The sequence below is a fragment of the Ensifer adhaerens genome (genome assembly GCF_000697965.2).
Taxonomy (GTDB): Bacteria; Pseudomonadota; Alphaproteobacteria; order Rhizobiales; family Rhizobiaceae; genus Ensifer; species Ensifer adhaerens.
Genome location: NZ_CP015882.1, coordinates 867,272 through 887,064, shown reverse-complemented (window position 1 = coordinate 887,064; position 19,793 = coordinate 867,272). Strand labels below are relative to the sequence as shown.

At 61.4% G+C, this 19,793-nt stretch carries 16 protein-coding genes; 6 read left to right on the top strand and 10 right to left on the bottom strand.

Going from position 1 to position 19,793, the window contains the following annotated elements:
• The first annotated feature begins 158 nt into the window (after positions 1-158).
• The gene (locus FA04_RS31680; protein WP_034798147.1) at positions 159-4,172 is read left to right on the top strand and encodes an AAA family ATPase; all 4,014 of its coding nucleotides are present in this window, start codon (positions 159-161) and stop codon (positions 4,170-4,172) included.
• Positions 4,173-4,180: 8 nt separating this feature from the next.
• Here the strand turns inward: FA04_RS31680 and FA04_RS31675 are convergent, their stop codons facing one another.
• From FA04_RS31675 to FA04_RS31660, 4 genes are all read right to left on the bottom strand, one after another.
• Positions 4,181-4,684, bottom strand: coding sequence for an NUDIX hydrolase (locus FA04_RS31675; RefSeq protein WP_034798146.1), 504 nt, complete (start codon positions 4,682-4,684; stop codon positions 4,181-4,183).
• A gap of 202 nt (positions 4,685-4,886) precedes the next feature.
• A complete protein-coding gene (locus FA04_RS31670; RefSeq protein WP_034798145.1) occupies positions 4,887-5,840 on the bottom strand; it encodes a substrate-binding domain-containing protein in 954 nt (317 codons plus the stop codon).
• A 63-nt stretch (positions 5,841-5,903) separates the two neighbouring features.
• Positions 5,904-6,914, bottom strand: coding sequence for an ABC transporter permease (locus FA04_RS31665; RefSeq protein WP_034798144.1), 1,011 nt, complete (start codon positions 6,912-6,914; stop codon positions 5,904-5,906).
• A 70-nt stretch (positions 6,915-6,984) separates the two neighbouring features.
• Positions 6,985-8,511, bottom strand: coding sequence for a sugar ABC transporter ATP-binding protein (locus FA04_RS31660; protein WP_034798142.1), 1,527 nt, complete (start codon positions 8,509-8,511; stop codon positions 6,985-6,987).
• A gap of 162 nt (positions 8,512-8,673) precedes the next feature.
• Here FA04_RS31660 and FA04_RS31655 point away from each other — a divergent pair, with 162 nt between their 5' ends.
• Both FA04_RS31655 and FA04_RS31650 read left to right on the top strand, forming a co-directional pair.
• Positions 8,674-9,696, top strand: a complete 1,023-nt coding sequence (locus tag FA04_RS31655) for a LacI family DNA-binding transcriptional regulator (RefSeq protein WP_034798140.1) — start codon at positions 8,674-8,676, stop codon at positions 9,694-9,696.
• 116 nt (positions 9,697-9,812) lie between these two features.
• A complete protein-coding gene (locus tag FA04_RS31650; protein ID WP_034798138.1) occupies positions 9,813-10,112 on the top strand; it encodes a PRC-barrel domain-containing protein in 300 nt (99 codons plus the stop codon).
• 167 nt (positions 10,113-10,279) lie between these two features.
• Here FA04_RS31650 and FA04_RS31645 read toward each other — a convergent pair whose 3' ends face one another.
• Positions 10,280-10,642, bottom strand: coding sequence for a winged helix-turn-helix transcriptional regulator (locus FA04_RS31645; protein ID WP_034798136.1), 363 nt, complete (start codon positions 10,640-10,642; stop codon positions 10,280-10,282).
• A gap of 235 nt (positions 10,643-10,877) precedes the next feature.
• On the opposite strand from FA04_RS31645, the gene FA04_RS31640 reads away from it, so the two are divergent.
• Positions 10,878-11,330: a GFA family protein gene (locus FA04_RS31640; RefSeq protein WP_082573047.1), complete on the top strand. Its 453-nt coding sequence runs from the start codon at positions 10,878-10,880 to the stop codon at positions 11,328-11,330.
• A gap of 81 nt (positions 11,331-11,411) precedes the next feature.
• Here the strand turns inward: FA04_RS31640 and FA04_RS31635 are convergent, their stop codons facing one another.
• Positions 11,412-12,749, bottom strand: a complete 1,338-nt coding sequence (locus tag FA04_RS31635; protein WP_167550731.1) for a TolC family outer membrane protein — start codon at positions 12,747-12,749, stop codon at positions 11,412-11,414.
• 227 nt (positions 12,750-12,976) lie between these two features.
• Here FA04_RS31635 and FA04_RS31630 point away from each other — a divergent pair, with 227 nt between their 5' ends.
• Together FA04_RS31630 and FA04_RS31625 are read left to right on the top strand one after the other, a co-directional pair.
• A complete protein-coding gene (locus FA04_RS31630) occupies positions 12,977-13,186 on the top strand; it encodes a YgaP family membrane protein (protein WP_034798134.1) in 210 nt (69 codons plus the stop codon).
• Positions 13,183-13,701 (top strand): RNA polymerase sigma factor, encoded by a 519-nt coding sequence (locus tag FA04_RS31625; protein WP_034798132.1) that lies wholly within the window; start codon positions 13,183-13,185, stop codon positions 13,699-13,701. Before FA04_RS31630 ends, FA04_RS31625 begins: the two co-directional genes overlap by 4 nt.
• Before the next feature lie 52 nt (positions 13,702-13,753).
• On the opposite strand, the gene FA04_RS31620 is transcribed toward FA04_RS31625, so the two are convergent.
• From FA04_RS31620 to FA04_RS31600, 4 genes are all read right to left on the bottom strand, one after another.
• Positions 13,754-15,139: a sensor histidine kinase gene (locus FA04_RS31620; protein ID WP_051659399.1), complete on the bottom strand. Its 1,386-nt coding sequence runs from the start codon at positions 15,137-15,139 to the stop codon at positions 13,754-13,756.
• Positions 15,139-15,810: a response regulator transcription factor gene (locus FA04_RS31615; protein ID WP_034798131.1), complete on the bottom strand. Its 672-nt coding sequence runs from the start codon at positions 15,808-15,810 to the stop codon at positions 15,139-15,141. The genes FA04_RS31620 and FA04_RS31615 overlap by 1 nt, the downstream gene beginning before the upstream one ends.
• A gap of 436 nt (positions 15,811-16,246) precedes the next feature.
• Complete coding sequence (locus tag FA04_RS31605; protein ID WP_234798825.1) at positions 16,247-17,059, bottom strand: DUF3313 domain-containing protein; 813 nt, start codon at positions 17,057-17,059, stop codon at positions 16,247-16,249.
• Positions 17,060-17,568: 509 nt separating this feature from the next.
• Positions 17,569-19,686 carry a carboxy terminal-processing peptidase gene (locus tag FA04_RS31600; protein WP_034798128.1) on the bottom strand — a complete coding sequence of 706 codons (2,118 nt, stop codon included), beginning with the start codon at positions 19,684-19,686 and terminating at the stop codon, positions 17,569-17,571.
• Between the last annotated feature and the right edge of the window lie 107 nt (positions 19,687-19,793).

The window sequence follows — 19,793 nt, the reverse complement described above, 5'->3', positions numbered from 1 at the left end:
GGTTTCTGCCAAAGCCGATCGATCGAAGTCGGCTAGCCCTCTTAGCGATTGCTAAATAATATGCGAGAGTCAGCAAATCGGCGAGGGATAAATGCACTTCTGCGCGAAGATGGCCCCTGTTTCGCGCATTTCGTGATCAATCACCGCGCGAAGGAAACATGGAGACGATCGCAAAATCGCTCGAAGGGTTTTTGCCGCTGAACTTGCTTGGCCGGCTTCACGGCTCTCACGGAGAGCGGCCGTCGGCGGTAGAGTTTCCGGCCGCCGTGATCTTTGTCGACGTCTCGCGCTATACGGCCCTCGTCGAGCAACTGGCGCGGCGCGGCAAGGAAGGGCTGGTGCAGATCCCGAAGCTGCTCAGTATTTCCTACGCGCGTTGCGCCGACCATGTCTGCGACCGGGGCGGCGAAGTCCTCCTCTTTGCGGGTGACTCGCTTCTGGCCTATTGGCCCGCCGACGAAACGGGTCTGGCGCGCGCGGTCAAGAGTGCGGCCGAGTGCGCCGAAGCGATCTGCAAGGAGAGCCGCGAGCAGCGAAATCCGGGTGCAGGCGAAATCGGACCTACCCTACATATCGGCATCGGCGCCGGGCAGCTCTGGGCGGCCGCCATCGGCGGCCAGCCGGTCTGGAACCTTGTGGCTGGGGGCGATGCCGTCGTTCAGGCCGCAAGTGCGCAGACACTTGCCCATCGCTGGGAAGTCGTTCTGTCACCAGAGGCGGCAAATGCCCTGACCGATGGCGAGGCAAATGCGCGCGCGCCCGCCGCTGCTCCAGCGCATCCGCACATCGCGCACGAATGGCTCGTCGCATTCCTGCCGATGCAGCTTCAGGAGTTGCTTGGCCCCTCGCCGACGATGATGGGCATCGAACCCGCATCCCCCAACGCCTTAGCCGAAGGCAATGTCCATCGCGATGCACGGCTGGACACGCTTGCGGAGATCAGACCAGTGTCCGTCATTTTCGTCCGGATAATCGGTCTGCAACACCAAGATGCCCAAGCGCTCGTCCGACACCAGAACCTCTGCGCAACGCTTCAGGCGATTTCGCACCGCTACGGCGGCCCTCCGGGCGAACTCCTCTTCGACGACAAGGGGCTCGTTTATCTCTGCGCTTTCGGGACACGCGGGACGTTTCACCGCGACGACCCGGCCCGCGCCGTGGATGCCGCCCGCGCCATCGGTCGCCATATCACGGAGATGGGGCTTGCCGTCTCGGTCGGCGTGGCGACGGGCGAGGCCCTGTTTCGAGTCGTCGGCAGCACGCGCCGGCGACAGCTGATGGTTCTCGGCACGCCGGTCAATCGCGCCGCGCGCCTCGTCACGACCGTCTCCAATGATGTGCTGTGCGATGCGCCGACCGAAAGGGCAAGCCGGGCGTCCTTCGATTTCGAGCAACGCGGAACCGTCCAGCTGGCGGGACTTGGCGACGTGGCGCCGGTCTTTCGGCCTCTTGAGCCGAAGTCGCGGGCCCTGTCTGCGGCAACGCTGATTGGCCGAGAGCGGGAACTCGCTTTCCTGCAGCATGCTTTCGAGGAGACGCGCGGCGGTTCGAGCCGTCTTGTCGTCATCCTGGGCGAACCCGGCATCGGCAAGAGCAGGCTGGCTGCCACCTTTACCGAGAATCTTCACGCCGCGGGAGTGGCGATTGCCGTGACGCTCGCCGAACGGGACGACCGGCGAAGCTCGCTTCTGGCCTGGCGACGCGTTCTTGAAACGCTTTTGGGATTGCCCGCCGAAAGCGATGGCCTCGTCCTGCTCGAAAGCATTACCGCGCGCATCCGCACGGCGCCGTGGATCGCAGACCGCCTGCCCCTTCTTAACGACCTGCTGGCGATCGAGATCGAGCAGAACGAGGGAACGCGCCACCTGGAAGGTGCCCACCGCGCCGATGCGACCATGCGCCTCCTCGGCGATATCCTCGGCGTCTTGGCGCCACGGCCGTTCGCCCTCGTACTCGAAGACAGCCAGTGGCTGGATTCCGCCTCCTGGCGGCTGGTCGAATGGGTGCTCGGTTCTGTGCCTTCGCTGCTGCTCGTGCTCTGCGTGCGCTCCGAAGAGGTGCCCGAGGATCTGAAGCAATTGCGACGACGGGTCGAGGCGGCAGGCGAAGCCGGGACCGAGACAGAGGAGCCGGCACGGCGCTACCGCATCCTCGAACTCGAAGAGCTCGACGACGGCACTGTTTGCGAACTCGTTTCGCGCACCCTTGGCGAGGTTCCGCCACAACAGGAACTCGCGCGCAGGGTCGCCGCCCTTGCCGGAGGCAATCCCTTCTTTGCCGAGGAGATCGCGCTGACGCTGAAGAGCGAAGGCTTGATCGCCGTGCGCGATGGCCTCTGGCGCTCGATCCGCCCCCTTGAGGACCTCCAGTATTTCGAGGGAGTCGAGCGCGTCATCCGAGAGCGAGTGGATCGCCTCGATTCGACATCGCAGGACGTGATCAAAGCGGCGGCCGTCATCGGACGCTCGTTCACCTTTGCCGAGCTGGAGGCATTGCTGAAAGAAGAGCTGAATGCGGAAGGGCTCGGCTCCGCCGTCGAAAGGCTGGTCGATGCCCATCTGGTGCGCCGGCTCGGCCAAGCCGGAAGCTACGAATTCCGTCACGACCAGACGCGCGATGTGGTCTACGGATCGATGCCGGGCGACCTGCGCAGCCGCCTCCACGCATCGCTCGCCCACTGGCTGGAGCGCAGCCGCATTGAAGCAATGGGTGGAGATCTGGCGGTTCTCGTTCAGCATTTCGAGGCGGCGGACAACAAGGAGAAGGTCGTGAAATACGCGGACCTGGCGGCCGCGAGGGCTTTGCAGGTCGGCGCCTTCCGCGAGGTCGAGTTCTTTCTCGGCATTTGCATGGCGCACGAGCCGAAGCCGCAGGACTGGACGCCCGAACAGCGACTGCAGGCGGTTCGCTGGCGGCGCAAACTTGCCGAAGCGCACTACAGTCGCGGCGACATTCACGCGCAGGGCATTGCCGTCAGGAATGCGCTGAAAGCGGCCGGCCAACCGGTTCCCGTCTCTTCGTCTGCGACGCTGGTACGGCTTGCCGCTCGCAGCTTGCGGCTTGCGGCGCAGCAGATGCTGCCGGAAACAGCGAAGCTTGCCCGCCGCGAGGACCGGCTGTCCTGGGAGAGGGAAATGGCGCGGTGCCTGAACCAGGCAGCGCTGGTTGACTACTTCGAGCTGCGCTTCACCCGTGGAATGTGCAATCTCGTTGGCGCGGTGGCGCGCGCCGAACGGACCGGACGGACGATCGAAATGGCCGTCGCCGCCTCGCAGCTCGGCTGCGGCTTCGGGATGATGGGCTGGCGCTCCGGGTGCCGCTATTTCATGGAAAGGGCGGAGCGGATCGCGACCGAGCTTTCAGACACCGCGATCCATGCGCATGTCTGCAATCTCGACGCGCTCTGGCAGCTCGGACGCGGAGAATGGGCGGGGGTGGACGCAAGGCTGGAACAGGGCCAGCAGTTCTGCCTTCGAGCCGGCGACCAATTGCGGTGGTGCAATGCCCAGGGCATGCGCTTCTGGTCGCTCTACTACCGTGGCGAGCAGGCCGCGCTCGAACCAACGGCGACCGCCCTGCTCTCGCGCGCGCAGAATGCCGGCAATATCCAGCAGGAAATCTGGGCGTTGCGGTGCAAGGCGTTGTGCGTGCTTCACACGGATCAGCCGCGCGAGGCCGTCGACATTCTCCGGCTGATCGGCTCGGCGATGCTCGGGTCGGTCGATCTGGCCGCGCAGATCTCGGCGAAGGGTGCGCTGGCGCTGGCGCTCGCGCGCACGGGGCGGCATGCGGAGAGTGTCCAGGCGGCCGCCGAAACCTTGCAACTGGTCAAATTGATGCGCCGGCCTTCGTCCCACAGCACTTTGGTCGGCATCTCCGGCGCCGCCGAGGTTTTCCTGCGGGGCCGCGAGGCCGGCCTCGCACACGCTTACGACGAATGGCCGCGCTGGGAGGCCCAAGCGCTACGCGAACTCAAACGTTATGCCCGAGCCTTTCCGATCGGCGTACCTCAACTCGCGCTGTGGTCGGGCGTATCGCTCTGGCTGGAGGGCAAGGAGGCCGGCGCAATGTCGGTGTGGAAGGATGGCATGGCGGCCGCGCAACACCTCAGTCTTCGGCGCGACGAGGCCATGATCGCCGCCGAGCTGCGTCGCAGGCGGGACCGGCTTTAGGGACGTGACTAATCGGCGCAACTCGCGAGACTATCGTTTCCAAGCCCGCCCAGCCGTTCGGTGAGAAGCGTTTTAAGGCCAGGCTGCCCGACAAGCGACGCCGCGAGGGACGCCGGCACCCAGCGCATCGCGCGCGCGCCCTTTTCCGGAAAGTCGGGCGCCATGGACACAACGGCGATCAAGTGAACCTGGACGTGATAGACGGCGGCCTTGCCGAGCTTGCTGTAGGTGTAACCGCCGATTTCGTCGTTTAACGCCGTTCCGATGACACCGGCCTCTTCGAACGCTTCCCGGACGGCAGCGCCAGGGGTGTCTTCACCATACTCCAGGTGCCCCTTGGGAATGCCCCAGAGCCCGGTGGTGCGGCCGCAAATGAGCAGCACCTCGAACCGGTCTCCGCCGCTTTCCTTGCGAATGCAGATCGCACCAGCCTGGTCGACGACGACCGGCTCTGCGTCGGAAGCGGCTATCGCGTCAGATGACAGACGTGACACAGCGGGTGTTTGCATCATCGCTCTCATGTTGAACTGACTGGAAGCCAAGGGAAGGTCAGGCGGCTATGTGACGGTTTTATGACGATTCATAGTGAAATTCAACAGCATGCTAATGCAATTGAAAGGCCGGCAAGATGGCCGGCCGCGGGGCAGTATTTTCAGCCTCGTCGAGCCTGATGACGGCCCACAAATCGCGGGCCGTCATCACATCAAAGCTTAATCAGAACGGCGAATCCGGGAAGTAGAAGTCCTTCGCATTGTCCTTGGTCACGAGCGTTGCATCGATCGTGTAGACGCCGCGCACCGGAACCTGGCCGTAGAAGTTGGCGACGGTCATTTCGAGCGCCGTGCCGACCATTGCCGGCGGATAGAGCACGTCGACCGGGATCATCTTGTCGCCGTCCATGACCTTCTTGATCATTTCCTTCGAGCCTGCGCCGGCGACGACATACTGGATGTCGGTGCGCTTGGCCTGCTCGATCGCCTGCAGCACGCCGACGGCCATGTCGTCGTCCTGGCACCAGACAACATCGATCTTCGGGTACTTGGTCAGGTAGTCCTGCATGACCTTGAAGGCATCGTCGCGGTTCCAGTTGCCGTACTGGCGGTCGAGAACCTTGACCTTCGAGCCTTCGATGCCCTTGTCGAAGCCGTCCTGGCGCTGCTGGTCGATCGGGATCGGCAGGCCGCGGATGACGACGACTTCAGCTTCCGGCGTCGTTGCCTTGATGTACTCGCCAGCGACCTGGCCAAGCGCCGGATTGTTGCCGGCAACGTAGAGGTCACGCACCGAGTTGTCGTTGACACTCGGGGCACGGTCGACGAGAGCGACGAAGGTGCCCTTGCCCTTCACTTCCTTGATGGCGTTGACCAGCGGATCCGGATCGGTCGGCAGGATGACGAGCGCGTCGATGCCTTGCGTCTCAAGATCCTGCACGGCGTTGGCCTGGCTTGCCGGATCGGGTGAGGTCTTGACGATGACGTTCAGGCCGGGATTACGCTCCATCAGGATCTTGGCGACCCGTTCGGCATGGAACACCACGCCGGCCGTCCAGCCATGGTCGGCCGCCGGGATCGAGACGCCGATGGTTACTTTCTTTTCCTCTTGCGCGTGAGACACGCCGGCAAAGGCGGTCATCGCGGCAAGGGTCAGGCCGAATAGCTTCTTGTGCATTAAGTTCCTCCCAAATTTCAGGTCAGCCTGTTCAAGGCCGGGAGACCTGTAGGCCCGGCCGTCTCACGACTTCCGCACCAGCGAACGCTGGACGAGCATCGCAATGATGATGATCGCGCCCTGGATGGCACCGATCAGATATTCGCTGATGAAGTTGGAGAGCAGCATGATGTTGCCGACCAACTCGAGGATGAACGCGCCGCAGATCGTGCCCCAGACGCGCCCTGCGCCGCCCTTCAGCGCCGTGCCGCCGACGACGACGGCGGTGATCGCCTGCAGCTCCCACAAAATGCCCGTCGTGGCCGAGGTCGAGCCGAGGCGCGGCACATAGAGGAGAACAGCGACCGCAACGCAGAGCCCTTGAATGACGAAGGCGATGGTGCGCACGCGATTGACGGAGATGCCCGAATAGCGGGCAACGTCGCGGTTGGAACCGACAGCAACGACGTGGCGACCGTAGCGCGTGCGGTAGAGGACAAAGGCAGCAACAGCAGTCACCGCAAGGATGACGACGATCGGAACCGGCACGCCGGCGATCGTGCCGAAATAGGCTGGCCGGTACATTTCCTGCAGCTCAGGCTCCTTGAGCGTGATCGCTCCGCCCTGCGAGAGCCAAGTCGTCAGCCCGCGATAGATGCCCATGGTGCCGAGTGTCGCGATGAAGGGCTCGATCTTGCCGACGGTGGTGATCAGGCCGTTGGTGAGGCCGCAAAGCGCACCGGCGACGATGGCAAAGAGGATTGCCGCCAGGAGCATGAGAACCGGATCGGCAATGACGCCGGAGTTCATGAACAGGATCATCAGGCTGGCGATGAACGCGACCATGGCGCCCACGGAGAGGTCGAGATCTCCGGACGAAATCACGAAGGTCGCGCCAACCGCGATGATCGCAATGAAGGCGCTTCGGGTGGCGACATTGGCGAGGTTGGTGATGCTGATGAAATTGGGATTGACCAGCGCGCCGACCAAGAGAAGCAACGCCAGCGCAACGAATGGCGCCACTGCCCTCAGATCAATGTCACGCCAGCTGCGGCGGCGGATGGCTTCCTGGCTGCCTTCCTGGTTCACGCTCATGTCCAATCGAACCTCCCCCATCTGTCGGGAATCTTGTTGTTGTTGCCGTCGGCCGCGCCGCTGATGCGGCTCAAGCCGCCGTCTTTTTCTTCAGGCCTGCGGCGTAACGCATGATCTCCTGTTCGGAGATCTCGTCGCCTTCGAGAATGCCGGCGATATGGCCTTCCCGCATGACCGCGACGCGACTGCAAAGGCCAATGATCTCCGGCATCTCGGAGGAGACGACGATGATCGAGCGGCCATCCCGGGCGAGCGCCGAAATGAAGTGATAGATCTGCTGCTTGGTGCCGACGTCGATGCCCCGCGTCGGCTCATCGATGATGATGATGCTGGGGTCGGTTTCCATGACCTTGGCGAGAAGCAGCTTCTGCTGATTGCCGCCGGACATGCGCCCGGCTACGATCCTGTCGTCCCGCACGCGAATGTCGAAGCGACGCCGCGCCTTGACCAGGGCCGCCTCTTCGCTGCCGGGATCGAGATAGCCGAGGCGGCTGTGGCGGCCGAGCGATTGCAGCGTCAGGTTCGCCATCATGCCGGCATTGAGCAGGAGCCCCTTGGCCTTGCGGTCCTTGGTCATATAGGCAAGGCCAGCCTTGTTGGCCGCATGCACGTCGCCGGATGGCACCGGCTCGCCACGCACCAGCACCTCGCCGGCCGTGCGCGCGCGCAAGCCGACGATCGCCTCCATCAGCTCCGTCCGGCCTGAGCCGATCATGCCGGAAAAGCCGAGGACTTCGCCGCGGCGCACCTCGAAGCTCGCGTCGCGGACATAGCCGGTCGATACCGCATCGACGCGCAGAACCACGTCTTCGTCGACATCCGGCTCGTTCTTTGCGGGATAAAGGCTCGACAGCTCGCGCCCGACCATCAGCTGGGCGATCGCCTCGCCGTCGAGAATGGAGGTCGGCGACGTCTTGATCCACTGGCCGTCGCGCAGCACCGTCACGCGGTCGGTCAGTTCCATCACCTCGTCGAGCTTGTGCGACACGAAGACGAAGCTCGTTCCCTTGTCGCGCAGCTTGCGCACCAGCCGGAACAGGAAGTTCGTCTCCTCGCGCGACAGCACAGCCGTCGGCTCGTCCATGAACACGACGCGCGCATCGCGGCTGATGGCCTTGGCGATCTCGACCATCTGCTTTTCGGCAATCGAGAGCGATCCGATCATCGCGCTCTCATCGACATGCGAACCGAGGAGATCGAGCACACGACGGGTCTCGGCGCGCATGAACTTGCGGTCGAGCACGCCGAAACGGGTTACCTCGCGGCCGAGAAACAGGCTCTCGGTAACGGTCAGATGTTCGGCAAGATTGAATTCCTGGTGGATGATGACGATGCCGAGCGCTTCCGCAGCGCCATTGGCCGGCAGCTTCGTCGACTTCCCGTCAAGCAGGATCTCGCCCGATGTCGGCTGCTCGAAGCCCGACAGGATCTTCACCAGCGTGGATTTTCCAGCCCCGTTCTCGCCCATGAGCGCATGGATTTCGCCCTGGCGAAGCTCGAAATCGACGCTGAACAGGACCTGCACGCCGCTGAACGATTTGCTGATGCGGCGCGCCGACAGCACGACGGGAGCCCCGTCGACATGCTCCGTGGTCATTATCCCCTCCCTGCGGCCTCCACCGCTATTTCAATGATGTAAACCTTTACACTCGCCGATGTAAAGGTTTACATCGTGATTGCTCGACAATTTTTTTGGCTTCTTCGTTTGACCGTCGGGCGAACCTGTGTAACGTCCTCGCAGCAAATCCCGAGGCCAAGTGTGTCCAATTCCCAGCCCGCAACCATTGAAGACGTCGCACGGATCGCCGAAGTGTCGATCGCGACCGTATCGCGGGCCATTCACATGCCGGAAAAGGTAGCCAAATCGACGCGCCTCAAGGTAAACCAGGCGATCGCGATTACCGGCTACACGCCCAATGCGATGGCGCGCAGCCTGCGGCTCGGGCGGTCGAACATGATCCTCGTTGTCGCACCGGATATCGGTGATCCGAACTTTTCCAGCATTCTTGTGGGTCTCGAAAACGAAGCGCGCGCGCATGGTTACGGCGTCCTGATCGGCCATACGCAGAACGACGCCCAGCGTGGCCTGGAATATTTGAAGTTCTTCAATTCCAACCAGGCGGCGGGCATGATCCTGTTTACGGGCATCCTTCCCTTCGGCCATCAGACGCTAACGGCGCGGCTGCCGCCGACCGTCGGCGTTTTCGAGCCGGTCTTTAACGGCGGCATCCCCTATGTCGGGGTCGATGACGTCGAGGGCGCTCGCAAAGTCGTCGATCTCCTGATTTCCGAAGGCCACCGGCGCATCGCCTTCATCGGCGATTCCAACACCCGCCTTGCCTATGGTCGCCGGCGGCAGGGATATGAAGCGGGGCTTGCAGCGGCCGATATTGCCATCAATAGCCGTCTGATCATGGAAGGCGACGGCACGGTGGAAAGCGGCAGGCTGGCGCTCGAACAACTCTTCATGCGTGACGACCTGCCGACCGCCTTCATGTGCGTCAACGACCAGACCGCACTTGGCGTGACGCTTGGCCTGCGCGCCCGCGGCTACGACATCCCTGACGATTTTTCCGTCACCGGCTTCGATGATGTCCCGCAAGCGAGTTTCATGACGCCTTCGCTGACGACCATCCGCCAGCCCCGCACCGCCATCGGCAAACACGCGATGGCGCTGCTTCTGGAACTGCTTTCAGACCGCGCGCCCTCCGAAACCGAAATCCTGCTGCGGCCTGACCTCGTCATCCGCAACTCCGTTGGCCCCCCGCCGGCACGGCGATGACGCGACATTCGCAGCCCTTCTAGAAACTCATGCCCGTGCTTGAACCTGTGACACGGTGATGGAACCGTTTGCGCTCGAGTCGGTTCTCCCACTATCAAGTCAAAGGAGCAACGAAGATGGATCACACTGGTCACGTACGCCTTGCAGCCACGGAACTGACACCGGCGATTTTGGAAGGGGCAACGGTTTACGGAGCGGACGACGATAAGGTCGGCACGGTCGACCACGTCCACGGCGTCGGCACAGCGAGCACCGTCGTCATCGACGTCGGCGGGTTTCTGGGCATCGGAGCAAAACCCGTTGCCGTGCCGCTTGCCGATCTCGATTTCATGCGTGACGAAGACGGCGACGTCCACGCCGTGACGACGTGGACCAAGGATCAACTCAAGGAAATGCCCGAGCATTACGACTCGTAGCTTGTCCGACATAAAGGCCTGAGGCTTCTAGCACCCAGGCTCACATCGGGATGGCGGCGGCGGCCAAAACATATCCGGCCGCCGCATACGGCTGAACACCCCGTCTCGCTGCGCCATCACTCCTGGAGCGAATGCCAGCCATTCCCCATCACCCAAGGACTGCAGTTTCAGTTTCGGCCGGGATCGGCGCCACATCCTTCGCCCTTCGCGGCAAGCCTTGCCTGATGTTCCTTGCCCCAAGTCGACAGGACCGTGACCGCCTCGTTCAGGGTCTTGCCGAACTCCGTCACCGAATACTCGACCCTTTGAACGGCGGCCGGAAAAACCTCGCGGCGAACCAGACGATCGGCTTCCATTTCGCGAAGTTGTTGTGCCAGGACCTTTTCGCTGATCCCCGGCAGAAGACGTCGCAATTCGCCGAAGCGACGCGGTTCGATGTTGACCTCCCACAATATCAGGGTCTTCCATTTGCCGCCGATCGCGTTCAGCGCCGATGCGAAGCCACAATCGTCCTGCTGCAACCGTTTCACGCGCCCCGCTCCCTACTTTCGAGTTACCGCTTACTTTAAAGTGCGTAATTTACAGGCTCCGAAAACCGCTCCTATTAGACGGCAGCTTTCAACCGGAGTTGTCGTTCATGACCAATATAGGTGTTGCCGGCGGCGGGCGCATTGGCCCCGCGCGCGCCCGGATATTTCTGAAGCCTGGCACGTTTGCGGCAAGATATCTGTCGCGTGAACGCGCGGCCCTGGCCAGGTCCGTGCCATGACCACAAGCGATCGCCTGAAAGACAATGGACGGCCGCAGACCCTAGAGTGCGCCGGAAAGCGAACGGCAAGCTGTGCCTGCGGTGGCCTGAAGATTACCGTGAACGGACCCCCTGCCCGTGTCTACGCCTGCGCCTGTCTGGAATGCCAACGCGCAACGGGATCGGGCTTCGGCTATCGCGCCCGATTTTCCAGAGCGTCCGTCATCGGCATCGAAGGGGAACGCCGGGTGTGGCGACGCGGCAGCGACGCCGGCCGCTGGGTGGACCAGACCTTCTGCCCGAAATGCGGAACGCTGGTCTACATGGAGGCGGAGGCGCTGACGGACGCGGTCATGATCTCCGCGGGCTGCTTTGCCGACCCGGACTTCCCGCCGCCCGCCGCCGTGTTCTGGGCCTCGCGCCGACATACCTGGTACGACCTGACGGAAGGCATCGAGACATTTGGATAGGTGGCCGATTTCCCCTCAGACGCAACATGTCGCAATCCACCGCGGCGAGGGCCACGGCGCAACATTAGGGAGCTTGTCCGCTCATCGTGTCTCGGTATCCGCCCGTCGGGCCACGAGGCCCAGGTCCTTGGCCCCGAGCCTGCCGATGGCCGACAGGATGCGGTAGCCTCCGACGACGGTCTCCCGCTCAGCGGTGGCGAGCTTCACCTGCGCCTTCACCACGTCGGCCTGGGCTTCCAGTACGTTGAGTAGCGTGCGCTGGCCGATCGCTTGTTCTGCCATCATGCCGTCCTTGGCCATTTTTGCCGCCTTGACGGCGGCCCGGTTGGCGGACGCGGTTGCGAGCGCTCCCTGGTATTGCGCCCAGGCAGAGGCCGCCTTCGACTGAACTTCGGCGTGCTGAACGTCGACGGTGAAGTTCGATTTCCCGAGGTCCTCCTTCGAGCGCCGTACCTCGGCCGCCGCCTTTCCTCCCTGATAGATGGGTACCTTGAGCTCGTTGCCCGCCTTTTGCTCCATCGCCGATCCGTCGAACGCCATTGCGTCGATCGCGCTCACGCGCTCACCTCTGCCAATCCCGATCGCCCCCTTCACGGTCGGCAGGAGCTTTCCCTCGCTGACGGCAACATTGAACATGGCGCCTTCGGCGAGGTGCCGTTTCGCCAGAAGAGCGGGATGCTGCTTGGCGGCAATCGCCAGCGCCTTATCGATGTTGGCGGGCAGCATTTTCACGGGAACTTTTCCACCGGTTAAATTGCCCGGTTCGTCGCCGATGACCTGCCTGTAGGTCGCTTGGGCACGCTTGGCTTCGGCATGGGCGAGGCTCAGTTCCGCCTGCGCCGCAGCGCGGCGCGCCTCGGCCTGAGCGATGTTTGTTCGGGTCCGTTCGCCTGCTTGGTGGCGGGCGATCTCGGATCGCGTGAGCTCCTTGAGGAAATCCAGATCCTGTTTGCGTAGCACGACGATGCGGCGCGTCAGCACCACGTCCATATATGCCTCGGTCGCCTCGAACAGGATGTTCTGCTCGGTGTTGCGGGTGTTTTCCTCGGCGGCGCGCTGTCGCGCCTTATTGACCTCGACATTGTTGGTCGTCTGCAGGCCGTCGAAGAGGGTCTGATCGAGAACGATACCAAACGTGCCGCGATTGGTCGCCGCACTGGAATTGTACCCGATCCCGCTGCGCCAGGTGATTTTCGGATGCATCGCCGACCGTGCGATGTCGATGTCGTACGCGCTCGCGCGCACTCCGGCCCGCGCTGCATTGAGCGTCGGGTTGTTGTGGTAGGCCTTCGCCAAGGCACTTGAAAGCGGCTCGGCATGAGCCTCAGCCATGGCAATCGGAGCAATCATTGCAACCAGGGTCACCAGTATTCGTTTCATCGAACAGGAATCTCCGTTGGGAACCCGGATGGCTCGCAAGCGAGATAATCCGGATCGAGGGCACGGAGACGCTCGGCGGACGGCGTCAAGGGACGGCCAACGGCCGAACAGCACTTGGCCGGCGCCATGGCAGAAGTACAGCGGCCCAAATTTGGTACCGATGGATCCGCCGTCACGAAAAAAGTCGTGCCGTCGCGAATCCTTTTCCGGGTTCCGCGCCTCTTGTGACTGAGACGATGGGTCTCGGTTTGCACCGGAGGTGTTGCATGGCATTTTTTCGCAAGAATATAGGTAAGGGGCAGCAGATCGTGCGGATTGGCCTTGGGGTTGGCGCGGCTGTGATGGCATACAGTTTCCTGAGCGGGTGGATCGCCCTCTTGGTGGGCGTATCGGCCCTCACCTTCGTCCTCACCGGCCTCATCGGCTATTGCCCGGCCTGCGCCGTTGCCGGGATCCATGATCGGATCAAGCCATGAACACAAAGGCGGTGACGACTGAAACTTTCGAAGCCGCCCGCCACGGCGATCGCAATGCGATCGTCCGGCTGCTCGAGCGGACGCAGCCGGATATTCGCCGATATGCCCGAGCAACCTGCCGGACCGCCGATGTCGACGATGCGACACAAGAAACGCTTTGGCTTCTGTCGCGCCATGTCGGCGCGATCCGGGCACTCGCGACCCTGTCGAACTGGTTGTTCAGCGTGGTGCGGCGGGAGTGCCTGAGGCTCGCCCGACGTACCGGCATGATCGCCGCCGTAGACGAGGACGCACTTGAAACAAGTCTGGTGCAGCGGCCCGAACATGTGTTGCGGCTTGATCTGGCAGCGGCCTTCGAGGCTCTGCCGCCGCACTATCGCGACGTGGCTCTGATGCGCGACCTCCAGGAGATGACGATCGACGAGATCGCCGCGGCTCTCGATCTTTCGCGACAGGCAGTGAAAGCGCGGCTGCACCGTGCACGCCTGCTGTTGCGCGAATATTTGGCGGAGTGAGCGAGCCGAAGAGATTGTGCGCGAGCGGCTTCAAGGAACAATGGCGCGGCTATCACGAAAACGCGGATTCCTTCGCAGTTTTCGGAAACGCCAGATCGACGACCAAACCGCCGTTCGCTGCTTCTCCGAGCGCCACGGAGCCGTTGTGTGCCGTCATAATCTGGGCAACGATGGCCAGTCCCATGCCTGTTCCCTCACTCGCGCTGGTATTGCCCCGCACAAACGGCCTCAGCATTTTCTCGCGCTCCGCGGCCGGGATTCCTGGGCCCTCATCGCTGACCCGCACGATCCGGGCTTGCAGAACCTCGACTACAAGCACTTCCGTTCCGCGTGCGTGTCGCATCGCATTGATGATCAAGTTGTCCAAGGCCAGGCGAATGGCCGGTTCGGAACCGGGGACAATGACCCGCCCCTCTGCTTTGAACTCGATGTCCATGCCCTGCTTCATCACGGATGGCACATGCTCGGCAATGGCCGCGCGCGCGATGGCTGCGAGATCTACCATGGTGAAGGTCAGCGCCTGGCCTGACAAACGCGCCAACTGCAACGATGTCGTGACGATTGATGCAAGCCGCGCCGTGTCGCGAACAAGGATCTCCCGCACGTCCGGGTCCTGAACAAGGTCGAGCTTCAACCGCAATTTGGTCAGCGGCGTCCGCAATTCGTGGGATGCGTTGGCAAGAAAGTTTCGCTGCGCTTCGAACGCGTTGTCGATACAACCGAGCGCCGTGTTGAACGCGGCAACCATCGGCTTCAGTTCTATCGGAGTGTCGCGATCCGATATCCGGCGACCATTGGGAAGCCCGTCGATCTGCTCGGCTGAATCGACAACCCTTCTTACAGGGGTTGCGATCGTGCGCTTGACAGCAACGACAGCGATCGTGGCCGTGGCAACAAGAACAATACCCAGAAGATGGTAAAGCCCCTGCGGCCAAATTTCGCGCAGGACCACGAGCAGCGTTTCAGCATTCGAAAATGTCACTCCGCCGACCACAACGAGTTTGGGTGGATCCTCCGCGTTCAGTTTTCGGAGCCCGAGAAACTGCTGCTGGCCCGCCATGTAAGAAAACTCAGAGGAGAATACCTGGGGAGAGGTCGTATCGATGATGTGTTGGACCGATGCCGGCACGGCACCGTGTATGATGGCTTGGGTTCCGTCACTGACAAAGTACCAGAATTCGGACTGCTCTTCGGAAAGCCTGATAATCTTTTCCGCAATTACGCCTTCGACCTCGAGCACAAACTTGCCGGTGTGATCGTAGCTCACACCATCCTGGAGAAGTTCGACGACACTTTCGACTGCGATTTTTTTCCTGCTCTGCCCATCCGTCAACAGGAACACCGCGACGGTGAGGACGGTGCTGATCACCATCATCAGCGCCATGCCCAAGATGAGCACAATGGCCACCGGAAACGCGATTGAATTCGGACGCCTCATTACTCTTGCACCAGCATGTAGCCGATGCCGCGAATGGTCCGGATCGTTGCGCTGCAATTGCCCTCGCGCAGACGCTTGCGTAGCCGCGAGACATGGGAATCGAGCACGTTGGACTCGATCTCCTCGTCGATATTATAGACGGCAGCTTCAAGATTGTCGCGCTGCACGACGCGCCCTGCCCGCCGGATCAACGCTTCCAGAACGGCGAGTTCGCGTCTCGGAACGCTCAGCGCGTTCGCACCGATCATGGCGGATCGATTGATGAGATCAAACGATAGATTGCCGAATTGCGTGCAGCCGGTCTCGTCCAGGCTGTAGCGACGAAGAACCGCGCGCGCCCGTGCAATAAGCTCCATGGGCTCGAATGGTTTGCCGACATATTCGTCTGCGCCCTTGTCGAGCGCAGACACGATATCGGTCGGATCGTCCAATGCCGTCAGAACGAGCGTTGCCGGCCTCGGGCGGAGTTGCCGCAGCGTCGGCAGCAGCGACAGGCCGTCACCATCAGGTAGGTTGCGGTCGATGACCACGAGATCGAACTTGAAGGCAAGCAGTGCCGCCTCGGCATCCGCAAGCGTTTCGAATACATCCGCAACGCCGATCGCGGCTTCCAGCATGGTCTTGAGCGAAGACGCCAGCTCACGATCATCTTCTACGATCAGAATTCGCATGTTGCCTGCCAGTGTCGACTAGAATTGAGTTTTGAAGATGCGAATATTCATGAAGGAAACAAAAGAGGATCCTAAACAACGCGACGTAAGTCAGGTCGCAATCATCCTAATCGAAACAGCCCTCGCTAAAACATCCGTCATCCCTGCGGAATTACTCGTAAGAATACACGGGAGGATCGTAATCGCGTCCTCTACGGCGTTCATCGGACATATCAAGACGTTGTACGCAATTAGCATAAGCATCGGTTCCCGGCACGAATCCGTACTCGGCACAACGGTTTCTGTATTCTACCGTTTCGCATCCCGCCAGCACGATCAGCAGGCCCGCTGCAATGAAAAGACGCATAAAATGACCTCGGTTTATTTCTCGTTTTGTCGATACCTGGATCCCATTGCCACCTTGCGACAATGTTACGAGACACAAGCGTAGTCCGCCTCAGCGGCTGCCAATGGAAGGGATTGTTTTTTCGGCAGAAACGGCTGTTCCGGTTGCCGCGACGGCGAGCTTGCCTCCCCTGTCCGTCCAGGACGGCGGCGCTCCGATGGAGGCGCCGATCATGCCGACCACACCCGGCGCACGCCCGAAGTCCTCACAGATCGCAGAACCGGGTTTCCCACCAAGCGACGTGCGAATGTCATAAACGGACGGCAAGTACAGATCGAAATCTCCAGGTTCTTTGCCGGCGACGACCATTCTTGAGAAATCCTTGCCGAAAGCCGCGGCCAGGTCATAGGCGTCACCAACCTGCGAAACGCGCGCTTCACTCGTAAACGAGTTCGCGCCCTTCGACCAAACGATCGCCGCCGTTTGTTTGCCGGTTCGATCGACGGCCTCCGCTTCGACGGCCAGCCCGCCGAGCCCGAAGGGCAGTCGTGGTATGCCGACCGGCAAGGCAAGCGAACTGCCGATGGAAATCGCCTTGGCGGCACCAGCGACGGACGGCTCGGTCGGGACAATGTCCGTAACAACCGTTCGGACCGTCAGATCTGCGGGCGTACCGAACGGGACGATCCGATATTTTTCGCTCATGGCGATGCAGATCGCGCGGTCAATCGCGTTCGTTACCAGCAGGCGGTCCTTCTGCTTCTCGACACGCTGCAGAGCAGGCGGGGCCAGAGACGTCGGCGCGATGCTCACCGTTTTGACGTCCTTCAGGCCATCCTTGCTGAAATAGACTCTCTTCTTCTCGAACTTCCCCTCCGGAGCACTGAGGTTGCTGTAGGAGGTAAGCGTTCCTGCTTCCTTCAAGGGAACGGTCGTACATCCCCCAAGAGTGAGCATGATCGGCACTATTCTTGCGATTCCCCGACCCCCTGCCACGCCCCTTCTATGGCTGTTCGTCTTCTCATTGCATGTCATTCGCCCAGAACCCTCGTTGTCAAAGACGAGCGCCGATTGGGGTCCTGCACCTTGTGAAAACATTACGAATTCAGCTCAAACGCGCTGACTACCATTTGAATTCAATATCCGGGAAAAATCAGGTCTCTTGCAGCGTAATGTTCCTGCAAAAGAACAATAGGACAAGGATGTACGGTGATTTTACTCGGAGCACATTGATGTACCTTTTTATGTTTTTTAGCGCGATAATCGTATTCAGCATTCTGTTCCTGAGCGCATACTCCATTTACTCGCAGCTCAGCGACGCCAACGATATTTTATAGGCTTGTACGTCTGCGCTGAGCGCGGGAAACAAAAAAGGTCGACAAAAGAGTGCTTTGTCGACCTTTCCTCAAGTACCCGCGCATCGGCCGAGCAGACTACTTTCTGGTGGCACTTGCCGGTGGCTGCGTGGCCGCCTTCAACCCACCTTCCTGCAAATCCGCCTCATCGGCCAGAATGGCGGTCGCCTCAGCAAGGAGAACGTCCTTTGCGTTCTTGCGGGCGTTTTCCATTGCGATATCGGCACTCAGGCTGCGTTCGTCCGCATTCAATCCATCGTCCTCACCGGTATCCTCGCCATCGCTTCCCTGAGCTCGAGCCTTAAGACGATTTTCGCGATCCTTCATTTCCTTGCGGCGTTCGGCTTCGTTGAGGGAGACAACGCCTTTTTCGCGTTGCGCCTTGATGTCGGCGATGTCTTCGAGGAGGCGCTGGAAATCGGGGTCGCTTGCAATGCGCGCATTATGGCGGTCCTGCAGTGCCGGCAGCAGCGCCGTGACGGTATCGGCCGGCATATAATCCGCAGGCTTGATCTCTGACCACGGCAGGGCATTATCATAGCTCGTTTCGCCAAAGCGCGTCGGGTCGGAAAGCCCCGGCAGACTGATATCGGGCGTTACGCCGTGCAGCTGCGTAGTGCCGCCATTGACCCGGAAGAACTGGGCGATCGTCACCTTGAGTTCGCCAAACGCAGGCTTGCTGTTGCGGACCATCTGGTCGAGGTCGACGACGGTTTGAACCGTGCCCTTGCCGAAGCTGGGCTCGCCGATGACGACACCGCGGCCGTAGTCCTGGATGGCCGCAGCAAAAATCTCAGAGGCCGAAGCCGAGCCGCGATTGATCAAAACACCGACGGGTCCTGACCAGAGAGGCTCAGGAAACTCCGAGCTTGTCACCACGACCTTGCCGTCGCCACTGCGTTGCTGAACGACCGGTCCAGAGCCGATGAACAGGCCGGTCAGGGCAATCGCCTGGTCCAGCGAACCGCCGCCATTGTTGCGAACGTCGATCAGAACGCTGTCGACCTGTTCCTGCTTCAGCTCTTCGAGAAGCTTTGCGACGTCGCGGCTCGCGCTGCGATAATCCTGCTCTCTTTTGCGCCGGGCTTCGAAATCCTCATAGAAGGCCGGAAGAGTGATCACCCCGATCTTGCGGGTGGTATCGCCCGCCTTCACAGACAGAACGCTCTTCTGCGCCGCCTGCTTTTCGAGGCTGATCTTGTCGCGCACGAGGGTGACGATGCGATGGGCGGCGTCTGCTCCCGCATCGGCCGGCAGAACGTCGAGGCGCACGACCGACCCCTTCTTCCCGCGGATCAACTGCACGACTTCATCGATGCGCGTGCCGACCACTTCCTTTATCGGGCCGTCGTGACCCTGCCCAACGCCGGTGATGCGGTCTCCGACCGCAAGCTTGCCGGACAGCTGCGCCGGCCCACCAGGCACGAGCTCGCGGATCGTCGTGTAGTCGTCCCGTTCCTGCAGCACCGCGCCGATTCCAACCAGCGAGAGCTTCATGGCGATATCGAAGTCGGCCGAAGCCCGGGCGCCAAAGTAATCCGTGTGCGGATCGACCGACGTCGTGTAGGCGTTCATGAACGACTGGAAGACGTCGTCACTCTTGTACTTGGAGGCACGCTCGAGCGCGTTTGCATAGCGCTTGTCGAGCGTTTCGCGAATGGCCGCATCAGTCTTGCCACTGAGCTTCAAGCGTAGCCAGTCGCTTTTCACACGCTTGCGCCACAGCTCGTTGCTCTCGGCTTCCGACTGCGGCCAGGGCGCCTTCTCGCGCGACAGGGAATAATCCTCCTGCTTCGTGAAATCGAAGTCCTGCTTCAGCAGTTCGCGCGCGTAGTTCATGCGGTCGACGACACGCTTTCCATAGACGTTGAAGATCGCAAACGGGATCTTCAGGTCCTTCTTCTTGATGGCGTCGTCGATCTCGTTGCGGTCAGGTTTGAAACTGTCGATGTCGGCCTGCAGGAAGAGCCCACGATCCGGATCGAGGGACTCGATGAAGCTGTCCATGATCTTGGCCGACAAGGCGTCATCTAGCGGAACGGGCTTGTAGCTGTAGCGCGTCAGAAATTTTGCGCTCAACTGTGCGGCCTGTGCCTGCTGCTTCAGCGGCTCCAGAACAGGAGGCGAGGCAACGTCGGCATAGGCGGACGGCGCGATTGCAAGAAATGCACCAAGGAAGACGTATGAAATGCGCATTCAGCGTTGACCCAATTCTTAATGCCGAGTGTCGAAGAGGGATCTAGGTGAAGCAATTATGGCTTTTTGGCAACCGGATTGATCCGACGCCGAGGCCGGCCTTACGT

Bases quoted from the DNA above. Each gene is read 5' to 3' on its own strand.
- FA04_RS31625 (WP_034798132.1), top strand. From the start codon at position 13,183: ATGAACACAAAGGCGGTGACGACTGAAACTTTCGAAGCCGCCCGCCAC.
- FA04_RS31675 (WP_034798146.1), bottom strand. From the start codon at position 4,684: ATGATGCAAACACCCGCTGTGTCACGTCTGTCATCTGACGCGATAGCC.
- FA04_RS31630 (WP_034798134.1), top strand. From the start codon at position 12,977: ATGGCATTTTTTCGCAAGAATATAGGTAAGGGGCAGCAGATCGTGCGG.
- FA04_RS31600 (WP_034798128.1), bottom strand. From the start codon at position 19,686: ATGCGCATTTCATACGTCTTCCTTGGTGCATTTCTTGCAATCGCGCCG.
- FA04_RS31665 (WP_034798144.1), bottom strand. From the start codon at position 6,914: ATGAGCGTGAACCAGGAAGGCAGCCAGGAAGCCATCCGCCGCCGCAGC.
- FA04_RS31650 (WP_034798138.1), top strand. From the start codon at position 9,813: ATGGATCACACTGGTCACGTACGCCTTGCAGCCACGGAACTGACACCG.
- FA04_RS31660 (WP_034798142.1), bottom strand. From the start codon at position 8,511: ATGACCACGGAGCATGTCGACGGGGCTCCCGTCGTGCTGTCGGCGCGC.
- FA04_RS31620 (WP_051659399.1), bottom strand. From the start codon at position 15,139: ATGAGGCGTCCGAATTCAATCGCGTTTCCGGTGGCCATTGTGCTCATC.
- FA04_RS31615 (WP_034798131.1), bottom strand. From the start codon at position 15,810: ATGCGAATTCTGATCGTAGAAGATGATCGTGAGCTGGCGTCTTCGCTC.
- FA04_RS31640 (WP_082573047.1), top strand. From the start codon at position 10,878: ATGACCACAAGCGATCGCCTGAAAGACAATGGACGGCCGCAGACCCTA.
- FA04_RS31670 (WP_034798145.1), bottom strand. From the start codon at position 5,840: ATGCACAAGAAGCTATTCGGCCTGACCCTTGCCGCGATGACCGCCTTT.
- FA04_RS31680 (WP_034798147.1), top strand. From the start codon at position 159: ATGGAGACGATCGCAAAATCGCTCGAAGGGTTTTTGCCGCTGAACTTG.